The organism is Nocardioides eburneiflavus (assembly GCF_004785795.1).
GTDB classification, from domain to species: Bacteria; Actinomycetota; Actinomycetes; order Propionibacteriales; family Nocardioidaceae; genus Nocardioides; species Nocardioides eburneiflavus.
Genome location: NZ_SRRO01000001.1, coordinates 876472 through 891976 on the forward strand (window position 1 = coordinate 876472; position 15505 = coordinate 891976).

17 protein-coding genes are annotated in these 15505 nt (G+C 71.9%); 10 read left to right on the forward strand and 7 right to left on the reverse strand.

The features are described from left to right. The first annotated feature begins 182 nt into the window (after positions 1–182). Positions 183–908, forward strand: coding sequence for a FadR/GntR family transcriptional regulator (locus EXE59_RS04150; RefSeq protein ID WP_135837766.1), 726 nt, complete (start codon positions 183–185; stop codon positions 906–908). Next, positions 905–1636, forward strand: coding sequence for a sterol desaturase family protein (locus EXE59_RS04155; RefSeq protein WP_135837767.1), 732 nt, complete (start codon positions 905–907; stop codon positions 1634–1636). Before EXE59_RS04150 ends, EXE59_RS04155 begins: the two co-directional genes overlap by 4 nt. Positions 1637–1734: 98 nt before the next feature. Here the strand turns inward: EXE59_RS04155 and EXE59_RS04160 are convergent, their stop codons facing one another. Both EXE59_RS04160 and EXE59_RS04165 read right to left on the reverse strand, forming a co-directional pair. Further along, the gene (locus EXE59_RS04160) at positions 1735–2817 is read right to left on the reverse strand and encodes an inositol-3-phosphate synthase (protein ID WP_135837768.1); all 1083 of its coding nucleotides are present in this window, start codon (positions 2815–2817) and stop codon (positions 1735–1737) included. Between the two features lie 44 nt (positions 2818–2861). Further along, positions 2862–3446: a PadR family transcriptional regulator gene (locus EXE59_RS04165; RefSeq protein WP_135837769.1), complete on the reverse strand. Its 585-nt coding sequence runs from the start codon at positions 3444–3446 to the stop codon at positions 2862–2864. A 73-nt stretch (positions 3447–3519) separates the two neighbouring features. Here EXE59_RS04165 and EXE59_RS04170 point away from each other — a divergent pair, with 73 nt between their 5' ends. Continuing rightward, positions 3520–5838, forward strand: coding sequence for a transglycosylase domain-containing protein (locus EXE59_RS04170; RefSeq protein ID WP_135837770.1), 2319 nt, complete (start codon positions 3520–3522; stop codon positions 5836–5838). Between the two features lie 8 nt (positions 5839–5846). Further along, positions 5847–7109 (forward strand): hypothetical protein, encoded by a 1263-nt coding sequence (locus EXE59_RS04175; RefSeq protein ID WP_135837771.1) that lies wholly within the window; start codon positions 5847–5849, stop codon positions 7107–7109. Here the strand turns inward: EXE59_RS04175 and EXE59_RS04180 are convergent. After that, on the reverse strand, positions 7020–8099 hold the full coding sequence (locus tag EXE59_RS04180) for an alanine racemase (protein WP_135837772.1): 1080 nt from the start codon (positions 8097–8099) through the stop codon (positions 7020–7022). The genes EXE59_RS04175 and EXE59_RS04180 overlap by 90 nt on opposite strands. A 76-nt stretch (positions 8100–8175) precedes the next feature. Continuing rightward, entirely contained in the window at positions 8176–9312 is a 1137-nt protein-coding gene (locus tag EXE59_RS04185; RefSeq protein WP_246056486.1) for a lipid II:glycine glycyltransferase FemX, read from the reverse strand. Between the two features lie 325 nt (positions 9313–9637). Between EXE59_RS04185 and EXE59_RS23640 the strand changes: the two genes are divergently transcribed. Both EXE59_RS23640 and EXE59_RS24375 read left to right on the forward strand, forming a co-directional pair. Then, positions 9638–10498, forward strand: coding sequence for a hypothetical protein (locus tag EXE59_RS23640; RefSeq protein WP_168218337.1), 861 nt, complete (start codon positions 9638–9640; stop codon positions 10496–10498). Then, positions 10491–11147, forward strand: a complete 657-nt coding sequence (locus tag EXE59_RS24375; RefSeq protein ID WP_246056488.1) for a class F sortase — start codon at positions 10491–10493, stop codon at positions 11145–11147. The genes EXE59_RS23640 and EXE59_RS24375 overlap by 8 nt, the downstream gene beginning before the upstream one ends. 26 nt (positions 11148–11173) lie before the next feature. Here the strand turns inward: EXE59_RS24375 and EXE59_RS04200 are convergent, their stop codons facing one another. Both EXE59_RS04200 and EXE59_RS04205 read right to left on the reverse strand, forming a co-directional pair. Then, entirely contained in the window at positions 11174–11974 is an 801-nt protein-coding gene (locus EXE59_RS04200) for a deoxyribonuclease IV (RefSeq protein WP_135837773.1), read from the reverse strand. Further along, a complete protein-coding gene (locus tag EXE59_RS04205) occupies positions 11971–12909 on the reverse strand; it encodes a serine/threonine-protein kinase (protein ID WP_135837774.1) in 939 nt (312 codons plus the stop codon). The genes EXE59_RS04200 and EXE59_RS04205 overlap by 4 nt, the downstream gene beginning before the upstream one ends. A 210-nt stretch (positions 12910–13119) precedes the next feature. Here EXE59_RS04205 and rpsF point away from each other — a divergent pair, with 210 nt between their 5' ends. The 4 genes from rpsF (at position 13120) to rplI (ending at position 14933) form a co-directional block, all read left to right on the forward strand. Next, positions 13120–13410 carry a 30S ribosomal protein S6 gene (gene rpsF, locus EXE59_RS04210; protein WP_135837775.1) on the forward strand — a complete coding sequence of 97 codons (291 nt, stop codon included), beginning with the start codon at positions 13120–13122 and terminating at the stop codon, positions 13408–13410. A gap of 126 nt (positions 13411–13536) precedes the next feature. Further along, a complete protein-coding gene (locus EXE59_RS04215; RefSeq protein ID WP_135837776.1) occupies positions 13537–14148 on the forward strand; it encodes a single-stranded DNA-binding protein in 612 nt (203 codons plus the stop codon). Between the two features lie 87 nt (positions 14149–14235). Then, positions 14236–14472: a 30S ribosomal protein S18 gene (gene rpsR / locus EXE59_RS04220; RefSeq protein ID WP_056603689.1), complete on the forward strand. Its 237-nt coding sequence runs from the start codon at positions 14236–14238 to the stop codon at positions 14470–14472. 14 nt (positions 14473–14486) lie between these two features. Beyond that, positions 14487–14933, forward strand: coding sequence for a 50S ribosomal protein L9 (gene rplI / locus EXE59_RS04225; protein WP_135837777.1), 447 nt, complete (start codon positions 14487–14489; stop codon positions 14931–14933). A gap of 73 nt (positions 14934–15006) precedes the next feature. On the opposite strand, the gene EXE59_RS04230 is transcribed toward rplI, so the two are convergent. Then, positions 15007–15399 (reverse strand): hypothetical protein, encoded by a 393-nt coding sequence (locus tag EXE59_RS04230; protein WP_135837778.1) that lies wholly within the window; start codon positions 15397–15399, stop codon positions 15007–15009. Positions 15400–15505: the final 106 nt, after the last annotated feature.

Genomic DNA, 15505 nt, shown 5'->3' on the forward strand with positions numbered 1-15505 from the left:
CGCCGACTCGGCGGTGAACAAGTGCGAGGACGCGCCGACTCGGGGATCACGCCCCGGCGATCGAACAGCTCGAGCTCGCTGACCGGCTGGCGAAGCCCTGCCCGAGGATGCTCCGGACCTGTGCGCGATGACGCTGGTCTGACCACTTGACCATTGGTCTGACCAGTCGTAGCGTCGCGGGCATGCCGCTCTCACCCGTCGCCCGTCGTTCCGTCCCTGACGAGGTCTACGACCAGCTCGTCGGCGAGATGCTCGGGGGCGACCTCGCCGCGGGGGAGCCGCTCCCGAGCGAGCGACGCCTGGCCGAGGTGCTGGGTGTCTCCCGTCCCGCGGTGCGGGAGGCACTGCAGCGACTGGCCAGCGCCGGCTTCGTCGACGTGCGGCAGGGCGGCTCGACCACGGTCCGCGACTTCCGGCGCCTCGGCGGGCTCGACCTGCTGCCGCGGCTGCTGCTGGCCGGCGGCGGCCTCGACCTCGCCGTCGCCCGCAGCATCCTCGAGGCCCGTGCGCACGTCGGGCCCAGGATCGCGGAGCTCGCCGCGGCCCGCGGTGGGCCGGAGGCGGCCCGTCTCCTCGACCGGGCGGTGGCGGAGCTCGCAGCCGACGACGACGGCGTACGACGCCAGCACGTCGCCCTCGTCTTCTGGGAGCACCTGGTCGAGGCGGCCGACTCCATCACCTTCCGGCTGATGTTCAACAGCATGCGCGCGGCGTACGTCCCGCTCATCGAGGCGCTGGCGCCGCTGATGGCGGCCGAGGTCGACCGGGTGGAGGCCTACGCCGCCCTCGCCGAGGCGGTCCGGGCGGGCGACGCCGACCTCGCCGGGGCGCGCGCCGGCGACCTGCTCGGCGCCGCGACCACGAGCCTCGTCGACGCGATCGACCGGATGCAGGCGGGCGAGTCGTGAGCGACGACGCGGTGCAGCAGCTCGCCCGGCAGCGGCTCGAGGCCGCCGAGCGCCGTCACGGCCGCCGGCGGACGGTGAGCCTGGCGGAGACGGGCCGGGCGTTCTGGCGCTACCCGTCGCCGTGGATCATCAGCGGCTACCTCGCCGCGACGCTCGTGGCGCGGGTCGTGGTCGGCGGCTGGTCGTGGCTCGACCTGCTCGCGCCGCTGGTGTTCCTCGCCGTCTTCCCCGTGGTGGAGTGGCTGATCCACGTCTTCATCCTCCACTGGAGGCCGCGGACGGTCGCGGGGGTCGAGATCGACACCCTGCTCGCGCGCGACCACCGACGCCACCACGCCGACCCGCGCGACGTACCCCTCGTCTTCGTCCCGTGCCGGGCGCTGCTCTGGGTGGTGGCCCTGCCGGGCCTCGCGATCCCGCTCGGCGTCGGGGCGCTGCTCGGCGCGGAGCTGTCGGTGACGCTGTCGTTCGTGCTGACGCTTGCCGTCGTGCTGCTGACCTACGAGTGGACGCACTACGTCATCCACTCCGACTACAAGCCGCGCACCCGTGCCTACAAGGCGATCTGGCGCAACCACCGCCTCCACCACCATAAGAGCGAGCACTACTGGTTCTCGGTGACGACCTCGGGCACGAGCGACCGGCTGCTGGGGACGTACCCCGATCCGGCCTCGGTGCCGACGAGCCCGACCGCCAAGGACCTGCACGGCCGACCCGGCTCGTCCTGACCCCCGAAATGCGCCGAGTCGGCGCATCCTGACGTGGTGAGGTGTCAGGACGCGCCGACTCGGCGGCGAATCAGCGCGAGGACGCGCCGACTCGGGGATCACTCCCCGGCGATGAACTTCTCGAGCTCGGCGCGGCCGAGGTCGTCCGGCATCTGCACCGGGGGCGACTTCATCAGGTAGGTCGAGGCCGCGATGATCGGGCCGCCGATGCCGCGGTCGAGCGCGATCTTGGCGGCGCGTACGGCGTCGATGATGATGCCGGCCGAGTTGGGGGAGTCCCAGACCTCGAGCTTGTACTCGAGGTTGAGCGGGACGTCGCCGAACGCGCGACCCTCGAGGCGGACGTAGGCCCACTTGCGGTCGTCGAGCCACGCGACGTAGTCGGACGGGCCGATGTGGACGTTGCGGTCGCTGACCTTGTCGGCGAGCTCGCCCTTGAGGTTGGACGTCACAGCCTGGGTCTTGGAGACCTTCTTGGACTCCAGGCGCTCGCGCTCGAGCATGTTCTTGAAGTCCATGTTGCCGCCGACGTTGAGCTGGTAGGTGCGGTCCAGCGCCACGCCGCGGTCCTCGAACAGCTTGGCCATCACGCGGTGCGTGATGGTCGCGCCGACCTGGCTCTTGATGTCGTCACCGACGATCGGGACGCCGGCGTCCTCGAACTTCTTGGCCCACTCGGGGTCGGAGGCGATGAAGACGGGGAGCGCGTTGACGAAGCCGACGCCCGCGTCGATCGCGCACTGGGCGTAGAACTTGTCGGCCTCCTCCGAGCCCACCGGGAGGTAGGAGACGAGGACGTCGACCTCGGCGTCCTTGAGCACCTGCACGACGTCGACCGGCTCGGCCGCGGACTCCTCGATGGTGGCGCGGTAGTACTTGCCGAGACCGTCGAGGGTCGGGCCGCGCTGGACCTCGACGCCGAGGGTCGGGACGTCGGCGATCTTGATGGTGTTGTTCTCCGAGGCGTTGATGGCCTCGGAGAGGTCCTTGCCGACCTTCTTGTCGTCGACGTCGAACGCCGCGACGAACTGCACGTCATTGACGTGGTAGTCGCCGAAGACGACGTGCATGAGCCCGGGGACGGTCCCGCTGGGGTCCGCGTCCTTGTAGTACTCCACGCCCTGGACGAGGGAGGTGGCGCAGTTGCCGACTCCCACGATCGCTACTCGTACCGAACCCATCGGGCTCCCCTTCTCTCTGCTGGCCTGCTCTGGCTGGTGGTTGGTCAGTCGCTGCCGACTGGCTTGGTTGCTGGTGCGGTGGCCGGGTCCTCGTCGCCGCGCTCGGCCCGGATGAGGTCGGAGAGCCAGCGGACCTCGCGCTCCACCGACTCCACGCCGTGGCGCTGGAGCTCTCCGGCGTAGCGGTCGACCTCGGCCTGCGTGCGGGCAAGCTCGGCCTGCACGCGGGCGAGCCGCTCCTGGAGGCGCGAGCGCCGCCCCTCGAGGACCCGCAGCCGGATCTCCATGTCGGTGGAGGAGAAGAACGCGAACCGGATGTCGAAGTTGTCGTCCTCCCACGCCGTCGGCCCGACCTCGGACATCAGCCGCTGGAACTGCTCGGTGCCGGCCGGGGTGACCTCGTAGACGATCCGCGGCCGGCGACTCGTCGGGGTCGTGGCGGTGCTGACCTCGGTGATGAGGTTGGCCCGCAGCATCTTCTTCAAGGCCGGGTAGAGCGAGCCGTAGGACAGCACGCGACCCCACCCGAGCATCAGGTTCAGCCGCTTGCGCAGCTCGTAGCCGTGCATGGGTCCCTCGTGCAGCAGTCCGAGGACTGCGAGCTCGATGGTGTCGCCACGACGTGCCATGCGATCTATCGTAGCGATATATCCGCCAGTGACGAATCAGGGATGCCGGACCACTCCCCGTACCCTTTCCGGCGTGAGTGCGAAGAAGCGGAGGGCCGACGGCAAGGCCCAGACCCGACGGCCCGCGCGCCGGCGTACGGGCAAGCAGCGAGCGGCGAAGGTCGCCAAGGTCCTCGCGGTCCTCGGTGTCGTCGGCGCCCTCGTCCTCGGCGGCATCGTCGTGGTGCTCTACCAGGCGATCAGCATCCCGACGCCGAACTCGGCGTTCGAGGCGCAGACCACCTTCGTCTACTACCGCGACGGCGAGCAGGAGCTCGGCACCTACTACGAGGACCAGAACCGCGTCTCGATCCCGTTGTCGGAGATGCCGGAGACGATGCAGGACGCGGTGGTCGCCGCGGAGAACCAGACCTTCTGGACCGACAAGGGCATCGACCCCAAGGGCATCCTGCGCGCGCTCTTCTCCAACGCCCGCGGCAACGCCCGTCAGGGCGCGTCGACGATCACCCAGCAGTACGTCAAGATCCTCTACCTCACCAGCGAGCAGAGCTACAAGCGCAAGGTCCGCGAGGCCGTCGTCTCGCTGAAGATCCAGCAGCAGCTCAGCAAGGAGGAGGTCCTCGAGGGCTACCTCAACACCATCTACTTCGGTCGCGGCGCCTACGGCATCGAGGCCGCCTCCGAGGCCTACTTCGACCACCCCGCCAAGGACCTCAACCTCCGCGAGTCCGCCGTCCTGGCCACCGTGCTCAACAACCCGTCGCAGTACGACCCGGCCAACGGCAAGGAGGCCAAGGAGGACCTCAAGGTCCGCTACGCCTACGTCCTCGACAGCATGGCCGAGATGGGCACCATCACGACCGAGCAGCGCGACAAGGCGCTCAAGCGGCTGCCCAAGTTCCCCAAGATCGCCGCCCAGAGCCAGTACGGCGGGCAGCGCGGCCACATGCTCGCGCTCGTCAAGCAGGAGCTCCTCGCCCGTGGCATCGCCAGCGAGGACGAGATCGACGGCGGCGGACTGCGCATCACCACGACCTTCGACCCGCAGGTGATGGCCGACGTCGAGGAGGCGGTCACCGAGCAGCGCCCCGACGCCGGCATGCCCGGCGCCGCCGGCAACAAGGACCTGCACGTCGGCGCGGCCACGGTGGACACGCGCACCGGCGAGCTCCTCGGCTTCTACGGCGGGCAGGACTACCTCGAGTCCCAGATCAACTGGGCCGTCTCCGGCGGCATGGCCGGCTCGACGATGAAGGCCGCCACCAACGTCGCGGCGATCCGCGACGGCTTCTCCCTCGAGGACACCTTCGAGGGCAACAGCCCGATCGACATCGCGGGCACCGAGTTCGGCAACCAGGGCGACACCGACTACGGCCCCGCCGTCTCGATGCTCGACGCGACGGAGAACTCGGTGAACACCGCCTACGTCGACATGGTCGACTCGATGGACAACGGTCCGCAGAAGGTCATCCAGGCAGCCGAGGACCTCGGCATCCCCGGCAACGAGGGAGCGCGGTGGGGCATCCCGCGCCGCTCGATCGACTTCCAGGAGAACGTCGGCGTCACCCTCGGCACCGCGCAGGTCAGCCCGATCAACATGGCCAACGCCTACGCCACGCTCGCGAACGGCGGCGTGCGCAACGAGGTCCACGTGCTGCAGAAGGTCGTCGACCGGCGCGGCGAGGTCCTCTACGAAGCCAAGAAACGCAGCAAGCAGACCGTCGACCCCGACATCGCCGCGGACGTGACGTACTCCCTCCAGCAGGTGGTCGAGTCCGGGTCCGGCACCGAGGCCCTCGCCCTCGCCCGTCCCGCGGCCGGCAAGACCGGCACGGCCACCAACGACGACGACGAGGTGTCCTCGTCGTGGTTCGTCGGCATGACCCCGCAGCTGTCGACGGCGGTGATGTACGTCCGCGGCAAGGGCCGCGAGGGGCTCGACGTCGTGCGGCCGGACGGTGCCGACCTGTGGCTCCCGACCAGCTCGGACGGCAAGTCGGGCTACTTCGGCGGCAACTACCCGGCCAAGACCTGGACCGCGATCATGCAGCGGGTGATGGAGGGCATGGAGGTCGAGGAGTTCCCGGAGCCGGTCTTCCTCGACGGCGACGCACCGGAGGAGGGCCACGAGTACACCCCGCCGCCGCCCCCGCCGCCGAAGCCCACCAAGACGCCGACCCAGACGCCCACGGTCGAGCCCGAGGAGCCGACGGAGGAGCCGACCGAGACTCCCACCGAGACGCCGGTCCCCACCGAGACCCCGGTCCCGACGGAGACCCCGGTGCCCACGGAGACCCCGGTCCCGACCGAGACCCCGGTCCCGACCGAGACGCCCCCGGCCACCCCGACCGGGCGGGCCCCGCTGCGCCAGCAGCCCGACGCGCGCCCCTGAGCACGCCGGTGGACCCCCACCCGACGGATCCGGTCGCGTACTCCCACGAGGCGCCGACCCGGACCGACCCGGTCGCGGCGGCGATGTCGGAGGTGGTCGGCGGACCCCTCGGGGCGCACGCGGCGGGACACCGCTGGTGGAACGCCCAGCGGGTGCTCCTCGGTGCGACCGCGGTCGTGCTGGCCGGCGGGATGGTGGGCAAGTCGGCCTGCGTGCCGTCCGGTTGGAGCAAGGCCGACCAGCCCTACGCCCAGCTGTGCTGGAGCGACCTGGCCGGCGCGTCCGCCGACGCCGGGTCGCCGCCGCACGTCGCCACCTGGCTGGTCCGGCTGGCCGAGGCGCTCCCCGGCTCGGGCACGGTCGCGACGACCGCCGTCCTGGCCGTCCTCCTCGCCGCGCTCGCGCTCCTGACGACGGCCCTGCTCGTCCGGGTGGACGTACGCCGGCCGTGGGCCGCGGCCGGCTGGGCGATGGCCCCGGTCCTGCTCGTGCACTGGCTCTCGTGGGAGCTCGTGGCCGCGGTGGGCGTGGCGGTGCTGCTGTGGGGGTGGACGTCGGGCCGGCCCTGGCTCGCCGGTGTCGGAGCGGGTGTGGGCGCCGCCTTCGCCCTCCCGGTGGCCGTCGCGCTCGTGGGCGTCATCGCCGTCGGGGGTCGTCTGCGCGATCGCGTGGACGCGCTGCTCGCGGCAGCCGCGGCGTACGTCGTGGTCACCCTGCCCGGGCGGGCGAGAGTCGAGTCCCCCGACCTCGGGTCGATCTGGCTGCTGCTCGAGCAGCTCGGTCTCGGCGGGTCGGCACGGTCGCGGACGCTCGTGCAGCTCGCCGTCCTCGCGGTGGCCGGAGGTGCGGTGTGGTGGCTGCTGCTGAGGCGCGGTCGGCCCACGGCGCTGACCACCGCGCGTGCCGGCCTGGTCCTGCTCGCCACCGCGCTCGTCGTGGCGCCGGCGGCCCCGCCCGAGACCGCCTTGCTCGTGCTCCCACTGGCTGCCCTCGCCGTACGCCGCTGGCGCGACCTGCTCGTCTGGCAGGGGCTGCACCTGGTCAGCTGGGTGATCACCGGGTGGTACGTCGGGCAGGCGATCGTGCCGACGGTCGCCGACGACGGCCGGGCCTACTGGCTCGCGATCCTGCTGCGGGTCGCCGGGCTGGTGTGGCTCGTGGTCGCGGTCCTCAGGGACGCGTCAGCCGACGACGACCCGGTCGAAGTCGGTGGCGGTGAAGCGGACCCGGACGTCGATGTCCTCACCGATGCGGGGCACCCGCGCCCCTGACGGGACGAACAGCATCGAGGCCTGCATGTGCGGGGGCTCGGCGAACAGGCGCTGCTTGCCGTCGATGGAGAACGGCGACCGGACGAAGCCGACCGCGTCGAGGCCGCCGCGCGCCAGGGTCGCGGCGCGTGCCTTGAGGGACTGGTCGCCGGTGGGCGCCTCGAGGCCGATGCCGTGGGCCGTCCCACCGCTGACCACCACGATGTGGCCGTGCTTGGGAGCGCTGCGCCCGCGGTAGCCGAAGGTGTCGCCGCGCTCGACCTCGTGCACGTCGAGCACCGTCGCGGTGACGGCGAGCGCGCCGCGGTCGCCGAGCCACAGGTCGGTGCCGACGCGCGGACGGACGGTGAAGTCGGGATAGCTCGTGGCCAGGCCGGCCAGCTCGGCGCCGGTCAGGTGCGAGACGAACACCGTGCGCGTGGACAGGCCCGAGGCGACGACGTCGTTGATCAGCCGGCTCACCTCGCCGAGGTGCGAGGTGGTGTTGAGGGGCAGGTGCATCGCGACGCCGCGCAGCCCGCTGCGCGCCGGACCGAGCGCCTCGGCCGCGGCGGCGAGGTCGCGCCGGGTCATGCCGTGACGCAGCATCGACGTGAGCTGCTCGAGGACGAAGCGCGCGTCCGGGTCCCGCTCGCGCAGCGCGGCGAGGTCCTCGACCCGGCTGACGGTGTGCACGACCCGCGCCGACGTACGCGGGTCGAGGTCGAGCGCGGCGCCGAACGGCCGCCACGGGGTGAGCACCAGCAGGTCACCGGCGTAGCGCGAGGCCGCCTGCTCCACCTCGTCGTACGTCCCGACGGCGAGCAGGTCGAGCGGAGCCCCCGTGTCGGAGGCGTGGTCGGCGAGCCACTGGGCGCGGCGGGCGAGGCGACCGAGGGTGAGGCCGTAGCCGTTGCCCTTGGCGACCGGGACGATGCCCGGCTGCTTCTCGACGGTCGCGAGCAGGTGCCTGCGCCACCGCTCGCCGTCGACGGTGAGCGTCAGGCTCATGCACGTACTCGCTTCGCTCCGTGCGCGCATGAGGCACGAGCGGTGCTGTGCTCGATGACTCGCTCGCTGCGCTCGCTCATCCGCGCCTCGCCAGGTAGAGTTGGAAGGCCTTGTAGATCACCCGGTTGACCGGCAGGTCCCACTCCCCGGCGTACTCGACGGCCTCGCCGCCCGTGCCGACCTTGAACTGGATCAGGCCGACGTGCGGGTCGTCGGCGTCGAGGGTCTCGGTGATGCCGCGGAGGTCGTAGACGTGGGCGCCGGCAGCCATGGCGTGGCGGATCATCGCCCACTGCACGGCGTTGGACCCGCGCACCTCACGCTTCTCGGTGGAGGAGGCGCCGTAGGAGTACCAGGCGTGGGTGCCGACCCGGATCGCGATGGTCGCGGCGACGAGGTCGCCCTCGTGCCGGGCCAGCCACAGCTGGATCCGGTCGGGGTCCTCGGCGCCGAGGGCGTCGTACATGGTCTGGAAGTAGGACAGCGGCCGCGGCGTGAAGTAGTCGCGCTCCGCGGTGTGGACGTAGAGGTCGTGGAAGGCCTTGAGGTCGGCGCGCTCGCCGCGGGAGACCTCGACCCCCGACTTGTCGGCCTTCTTGATGTTGCGGCGCCAGAGCTGGTTCATGCCCTTGAGCACGTCGTCCTCGCTGCGCGGGACACCGTCGCCGTCGACGAGCGGCACCTGGAAGTTGAACTGCGGCTGGCCGGCCGAGAAGCCGCCCTCCGCCGTCTGCTGCTGCCACCCCAGCTCGTGCAGCTGCGCGATGACCCGCGCGCCGTCCTGCGACCGCTCGAGGGGAGGCACGTCGCCGAGCCGGCGTACGGACTCGTCCGCGACGCCGGCCTTGATCTGCGCGGCGGACCACCGGCGGGTCACCACCGGCGGGCCCATCCGGACGGCGAACGCCCCCTGGCGCTCGAGGTGCGCGACCATCGGTGCCAGCCACGCCTCGAGGTCGTCGCCGGTCCAGTCGATCACGGGGCCCTCGGGCAGGTAGGCGAGGTAGCGCCGGACCTTCGGCAGCTGGCGGTAGAGGACGAGACCCACTCCGACGACGTGGCCGTCTCGGAACCAGCCGATCGACTCGGCCCTCCACTCGGCCTTCACGCTCGCCCAGGCGGGGGTCTGCAGGAAGCTGGCGGACGACCGGGTGGTGATGAAGTCGCGGTGCTCCTGCGCAGAGATGGGGCGGAGCGTCAGGGGGGTCGTCACCCCGGACACGCTACAAGGGACCAGACACGACCCCCGTACGTGTCTGGTCCCTTCGTGAGGAAAGACGCAGCGGGCGCACGCTCGGTTGCGTCCACTCGGAACATTGCCGTGGGAGGGAGATCGGTCGTTTCCTCAAGTTCGTCCAGACTGGTTCAAGAAAGGTTGCACGTTCAACCGAATCCGCCCTTTGGGCGTACCTCCTGTGGTTGCACCGACGTTCTCTGGAGTGAGGGGCCGCGGCGCGGTCTGTGGGAGACCGAGGTGCTCCGCGGCCCCCATCCATCTCCTCGCGCGCCGGCGCGACACCGACCCCTGGGGGATCAGCATGTCCTCGAACGACCACTACCGTCTCGCCCCGCGACTCGGCCTCGCGGCCCTGGTCTGCCTCGGAACCGTGATGGCCGCACCTGCCGCCCTCGCGGACCCGCCCGGCAACAACGGCACGGTGAAGATCGCGCCGCTGGGCGACATCGACTCCATCCCGAACAACACTCCTCACGTCGGCTGCAGCTTCGACGTCGAGTGGTACGGGTTCGACGAGGGACCCGACATCGTCTCGACCGTCTCCTTCGAGGAGCAGGCTCCGACCACCGGGGTCGGGATGGCTGTCTCCGGCCCCTCACAGGTCTTCGTCGGCGGCGATCCCGCGACGGGCGCGGGCACGCCGACCGGACTCGACGGCCGACAGACCTACACCCTGTCGTTCACCGGCGCGCCGCACCCGCAGCAGGGCTACCACGTGAAGCTCACCATCGCGACGCCCGGCTCCATCGGCAACGACACGAAGTCGAAGGTCTTCTGGGTCGAGGGCTGCGCGCCGACGACCCCGCCGACGACCCCGCCCGTCACCCCGCCCGTCACCCCGCCCGTCACCCCGCCCGTCACCCCGCCCGTCACCCCGCCGACCGACGAGCCGGAGACCCAGCCGGAGGAGACCGAGGAGCCGGAGGTGCTCGGCGAGCAGGCGTTCGCCGACGACGACAACGACGGGGGCAACGCCGCGGAGCACTCGACGAGCCCGTCGGCAGCTCCGGCGCAGCAGCAGCAGCTCCCGACGGCGGTCAACGCCGGCCTCGACCAGGTGCAGCCGGTCGGACCCGGCCTGGCGCAGGTCGTCCTCGGGGCACTGCTGGTGCTGCTCGGCGGCGTGTGCGCCCGCCTCGGGTGGCTCCGCGCCCGTGGCTGACGTCCGCGGTCGTCGACTGACGGCCGTCCTGCTGGGGGCAGCCGCACCCGCGCTCGCCGCGGGTGGGCTGCTCCTCGCCGGTGGCGTCGGCGGGCCGCCGCCGGCCGAGGTCACGCCGACCTCGCCGCCACCCGCGGCGGTGCAGGTGGCGGAGCCGGTTCGTACGCCCGCTCCGTCGGCGACACCCTCGCCGGCCTCGTCCCCGGCCGACCCGGGCGTACGGCCGGAGCTGCTCGTCGTGCCGGCGCTCGGTGTCGGGGCGCCGGTGGCGGGGATCCGCACCGAGGGCGGCGTGCTCACGCCGCCCTCCGACCCGCGGCAGGTGGGCTGGTGGACGGGAGGGGCCCGACCCGGGGCGTCCGCCGGCGCCGCCGTCGTGACCGGCCACACGGTGCGCGCCGGCGGGGGAGCGTTCGACGACCTCGAGACCCTGGCTGCCGGCGACGACGTCGTCGTCCGCTCCGGGGCGCGCGAAGTGGCCTACGCGGTCGACACCGTCGAGGTGCTCAGCCGGGACGAGCTGGCGCGCAGGAGCGCGTCCCTGTTCGGCCGGACCGGTCCTGGCCGGCTGGTGCTCATCACCTGCGAGGACTGGGACGGCACCGCCTATCGCAGCAACGTGGTGGTCACGGCGCGGCCGGCCGGCTGAACCCCGTCAGGGGCGACCGGTGCGGCTCACAGGTGCTCGCGGAGCCACGCGAAGTCGGCGAGGTGCTCCGCGGGCCCGCCTGGCGTCTCGCAGATGACCGGCGCCCCGGCCTCGCGCACCACAGCGGCGAACTCGTCGGCCGGGAGGTGGCCCCGGCCGAAGTTGGCGTGGCGGTCGGCGCCGGAGTCGAAGGCGTCACGCGAGTCGTTGGCGTGGACGAGGTCGATGCGGCCGGTGATGGCGCGGACCCTCTCGACGGCGTCGCCCAGCTCGATGCCGCCGGCCCATGCGTGGCAGGTGTCGAGGCAGAACCCGACGTGCTCGGCCCCCTCGGCCGACGAGATCGCGTCCCACACGCCGGCGATCCGGTCGAGGTGGCGTGCCATCGCGTTGTCGCCGCCGGCGGTGTTCTCGATCAGCAGCGGGATCCTGAGGTCGGTGGCCTCGATCGCCTTGCGCCAGTTGTCGAAGCCGACCGACGGGTCGTCGGACTTGTTGACGTGCCCGCCGTGGACGATCAGGCCCTTCGCGCCGATCTCGGCGGCCGCGTCCATGTGCTGCTGGAGCAGCTTGCGGCTCGGGATGCGGATTCGGTTGTTGGTGGTGGCGACGTTGACGATGTAGGGCGCGTGGACGTAGAGGTCGACCCCCGCCTGCTCGGCCGCGGACCGCAGGGCCTCAGGCCCGCCCTCGAAGCGCACCTCGGGGCCCTTGTAGCCCTGGGGGTCGCCGAGGAAGAACTGCACCAGCGTGGTGCCGCGCGCCGCCGCCTCGGCGACGGGGTCGGTCTGCTCGACGTGCGCGCCGATCGGCAGTGGGGTGCTCATGGAGACCACCCTAGGAGGACGTACAGACACCAGGCGACCACGCCGGCGAGCGCGGCGACCGCGAGCCAGCCGGGCCAGTCGACCGCGTCCCGGGGTGCGGGGCGGGGCGCACGCCGGCCTCGCGGTGGCGGCCCGAGCCGGTCGCGCACGGGCGGGCCGGCCGGCGGGGGTACGGGCAGCCTGCGGAGCAGCCGCAGCGCCGCGTCGGCGGTGGCGATCCGCTGCTCCGGGTCGGTCACGAGCAGGCGCTCGACCAGCGGTCGGAGCGGGTGGGAGGGGATCTCCCGCTGGCGCGCGGGAGGCAGCCCGGTGACGAGCTCGAGGGCCACGCGCCCCACGGCGTACAGGTCCTGCGTCGGCTCCGGCGGCGCCCCGCGCGCCTGCTCGGGCGCCATGTAGCCGTCGGTGCCGATGGCGCCCGGCACGGTCGTGAAGCGCCGGTCGGCGATCGGTGCGGCCACGCCGAAGTCGCCGAGCCGCAGGTGCGGTGGACCGTCGCCGGTGGCTTCGAGGAGCAGGTTGGCGGGCTTGACGTCGCGGTGCACCAGCCCTGCTCCGTGCACGGCGCCCAGCCCCAGCAGCAGCTGCTCGACGAGGAGCGCGGCGGTTCCGGGGTCGAGCGGCCCGTGCTCACGCAGCAGGTCCGCGACCGACCCGCCGGGCACCAGCTCCATCGCGAGGACCACGAGATCGTCCTCCGCGGCCCACCCGTGCGGTGCCACGACGTGCGGGTGCCGCACCCGGATCGCCTGCTCGCGCACGAACCTGGCGAGCAGCGCCGAGCCGTGCCGGCCGAGCACCTTGAGGGCCACGTCCTGCCCGGTGCGTACGTCGTGGGCGCGCCACACCGACCCCATCCCGCCGCTGCCCACCTGGTCGAGCAGGCGGTAGCGCCCGGCCACCACGGTGGCGGAGCGGGGCGCTGTCGCAGGCACCCTCCGACGCTAGCCCGGGCCTCGCGCCGGCAGGGCGTCGTCCACAGGAGCAGCGACGATTCCGGGCCCGCGGCGTGGCGCTGGTAATCTTCCCCGGTTGCCTTCGGGCGACCGCGGTGCCGCGACCCACGTCGTACGCCCGTGAACGCACAGTCCCTCCTGCCACGGAAAGCCCGTGGCCGCTCTAGCCCAGAGGAGGTGGAGACCGCTATGCGTGCCTATGAAGTGATGGTCATCCTCGACCCGAGTCTCGACGAGCGCACCATCGAGCCGTCGCTCGACAAGTACCTCAACGTGATCCGCAAGGACGGTGGCTCGATCGAGTCGCTCGACGTGTGGGGTCGTCGCCGGATGGCGTACGAGATCAAGAAGAACGCCGAGGGCATCTATGCCGTCGTCAAGCTGACGGCCGAGCCCGCGACGGTCAAGGAGTTCGACCGCCAGCTCACGCTGAACGAGTCGATCCTGCGCACGAAGGTCATGCGTCCCGACGCCCACTGATCGCCCGCTCGGGCATCTGTGGAAAGACCCTTCCCGCTGTCGGTGAGTGCCTGTTTGATGGGCGCAACACCGAGAGCACTCCCGGATCAACTCCGGACAGCACAGGACATCTAGAGGAGACCTGACATGGCAGGCGAGACCACGATCACCGTCATCGGCAACCTCGTCGACGACCCGGAGCTGCGGTTCACCCCCTCGGGGGCACCCGTGGCCAACTTCCGGATCGCGTCGACGCCGCGCACCTTCGACCGCCAGAGCAACGAGTGGAAGGACGGCGACACGCTGTTCCTCTCCTGCGCTGTGTGGCGGCAGGCCGCGGAGAACGTCGCCGAGTCCCTCCAGCGGGGCATGCGGGTGATCGTCCAGGGTCGCCTCAAGTCACGTCAGTACGAGACCCGCGAGGGTGAGAAGCGCACCGTCTTCGAGATCGACGTCGAGGAGGTCGGCCCGTCGCTGCGTTCCGCATCGGCCAAGGTCACCAAGACGACGCGACAGGGCGGCGGTGGCGGCTACTCCGGCGGTGGCGGCGGCGGTGGCTACTCGGGTGGCGGCGGCGGTGGACAGCAGTCCGCCCCGGCCGACGACCCGTGGGCCAGCCCGGCGCCCGCGCAGGGTGGCGGCGGCTGGGGCGGTCAGCCCCAGGGCGGCCAGCCCCAGGGTGGCGGTCAGTCCGCCCCGCCCAACGACCCGTGGGCCACGCCCGGGGTCAGCGGCGGCAACGACGAGCCGCCTTTCTAGTCCTGGTCCGGGAGACCAGACAAGACATTCATTCCATTCCGTCCCTGATTTGCCTCAGGGCCGGGCTCACTGAAAGGGAGCACCACAATGGCCAAGGCAATTCTGCGCAAGCCCAAGAAGAAGGTTTGCCAGTTCTGCAAGGAGAAGGCGACCGGTGTCGACTACAAGGACACCACCCTGCTCCGCAAGTTCATCTCCGACCGCGGCAAGATCCGCGCCCGCCGCGTGACCGGCAACTGCGTCCAGCACCAGCGCGACGTGGCCATCGCCGTCAAGAACGCGCGTGAGCTCGCCCTGCTGCCCTACACGTCCACCGGTCGCTGAGAGGAGCGGGAGACATGAAGCTCATCCTGACCCAGGAGGTCGACGGCCTCGGTGCCCCCGGTGACGTGGTCGAGGTCAAGGACGGCTACGGCCGCAACTACCTCGTTCCCCGTGGCCTCGGCATCCGTTGGAGCCGTGGCGGCGAGAAGACGATCGAGTCGATCAAGGCCGCCCGCACCGCCCGCGCGGTGCGCGACGAGGACCACGCCAAGGACGTCAAGACCAAGCTCGAGGCCAACGCCGTCATGGTGAAGGTCCGCGCCGGCGAGGGTGGCCGCCTGTTCGGCGCCGTCACCACCACCGAGATCGCCGACGCCATCACGGCCGTCTCCGGCGAGAAGGTCGACCGCCGCACCATCGTCGTGGTCAACCCGATCAAGACGCTCGGCGCCCACGAGGTGTCGGTCAAGCTGCACGACGAGGTGTCCGCCACGGTGGCCCTCAACGTCGTCCCCGCCTGACGCGACCCGCACCAGCACGACCACGCTCGGCCCGCTGCCCCTCATGGGGTGGCGGGCCGTCGTGCTGTCCGGGCTACTCGGTCGGCTTCTCGCAGAGCGCGGGCGGCTGGCTGCCGCCGGAGTGGTACTCGTACGTCCGCCCGCCGACCCGCAGCGTGATACGCAGGCCGTCGACCAGTGCCTGGGTGTACATCTCGCCCGGCTTGGCGCAGCCGCGGCTGCCGTCGCGCCAGGTGACCTCCTCGGTCGAGACCACCTCGACCTCGTCGACACCGACGTCGAGGGTGGCGGCCAGGTCGTCCGCAGCGCGCACGGCGTCGGCCGGCGCACCGGACGACGGGCTGGACGACGGGCTGGATGAGGGACTCGGGTCCACGGCTGTCTCCTCGCCGCTCGGGGGATCGGTGGTGCCGCCACAGGCTGCCACCAGCACGGAGGTCACGAGCAGCAGGGGGAGACGGCGCATCGTGTGCATCATCCCAGTCTGACGGGACGGCTCCGGGAGCCGTTCCGCGCACGACCTCCCACACATGACGAAGGGGCCGACGGTGTCGCCACCGCCGGCCCCTCCC

What these genes read in the sequence shown, in the direction of transcription:
- EXE59_RS04150 (WP_135837766.1), top strand. Translation starts at nt 183, where the DNA reads ATGCCGCTCTCACCCGTCGCCCGTCGTTCCGTCCCTGACGAGGTCTAC.
- EXE59_RS04160 (WP_135837768.1), bottom strand. Translation starts at nt 2,817, where the DNA reads ATGGGTTCGGTACGAGTAGCGATCGTGGGAGTCGGCAACTGCGCCACC.
- EXE59_RS04165 (WP_135837769.1), bottom strand. Translation starts at nt 3,446, where the DNA reads ATGGCACGTCGTGGCGACACCATCGAGCTCGCAGTCCTCGGACTGCTG.
- EXE59_RS04180 (WP_135837772.1), bottom strand. Translation starts at nt 8,099, where the DNA reads ATGAGCCTGACGCTCACCGTCGACGGCGAGCGGTGGCGCAGGCACCTG.
- EXE59_RS23640 (WP_168218337.1), top strand. Translation starts at nt 9,638, where the DNA reads ATGTCCTCGAACGACCACTACCGTCTCGCCCCGCGACTCGGCCTCGCG.
- EXE59_RS04200 (WP_135837773.1), bottom strand. Translation starts at nt 11,974, where the DNA reads ATGAGCACCCCACTGCCGATCGGCGCGCACGTCGAGCAGACCGACCCC.
- rpsF (WP_135837775.1), top strand. Translation starts at nt 13,120, where the DNA reads ATGCGTGCCTATGAAGTGATGGTCATCCTCGACCCGAGTCTCGACGAG.
- EXE59_RS04215 (WP_135837776.1), top strand. Translation starts at nt 13,537, where the DNA reads ATGGCAGGCGAGACCACGATCACCGTCATCGGCAACCTCGTCGACGAC.
- rpsR (WP_056603689.1), top strand. Translation starts at nt 14,236, where the DNA reads ATGGCCAAGGCAATTCTGCGCAAGCCCAAGAAGAAGGTTTGCCAGTTC.
- rplI (WP_135837777.1), top strand. Translation starts at nt 14,487, where the DNA reads ATGAAGCTCATCCTGACCCAGGAGGTCGACGGCCTCGGTGCCCCCGGT.
- EXE59_RS04230 (WP_135837778.1), bottom strand. Translation starts at nt 15,399, where the DNA reads ATGCGCCGTCTCCCCCTGCTGCTCGTGACCTCCGTGCTGGTGGCAGCC.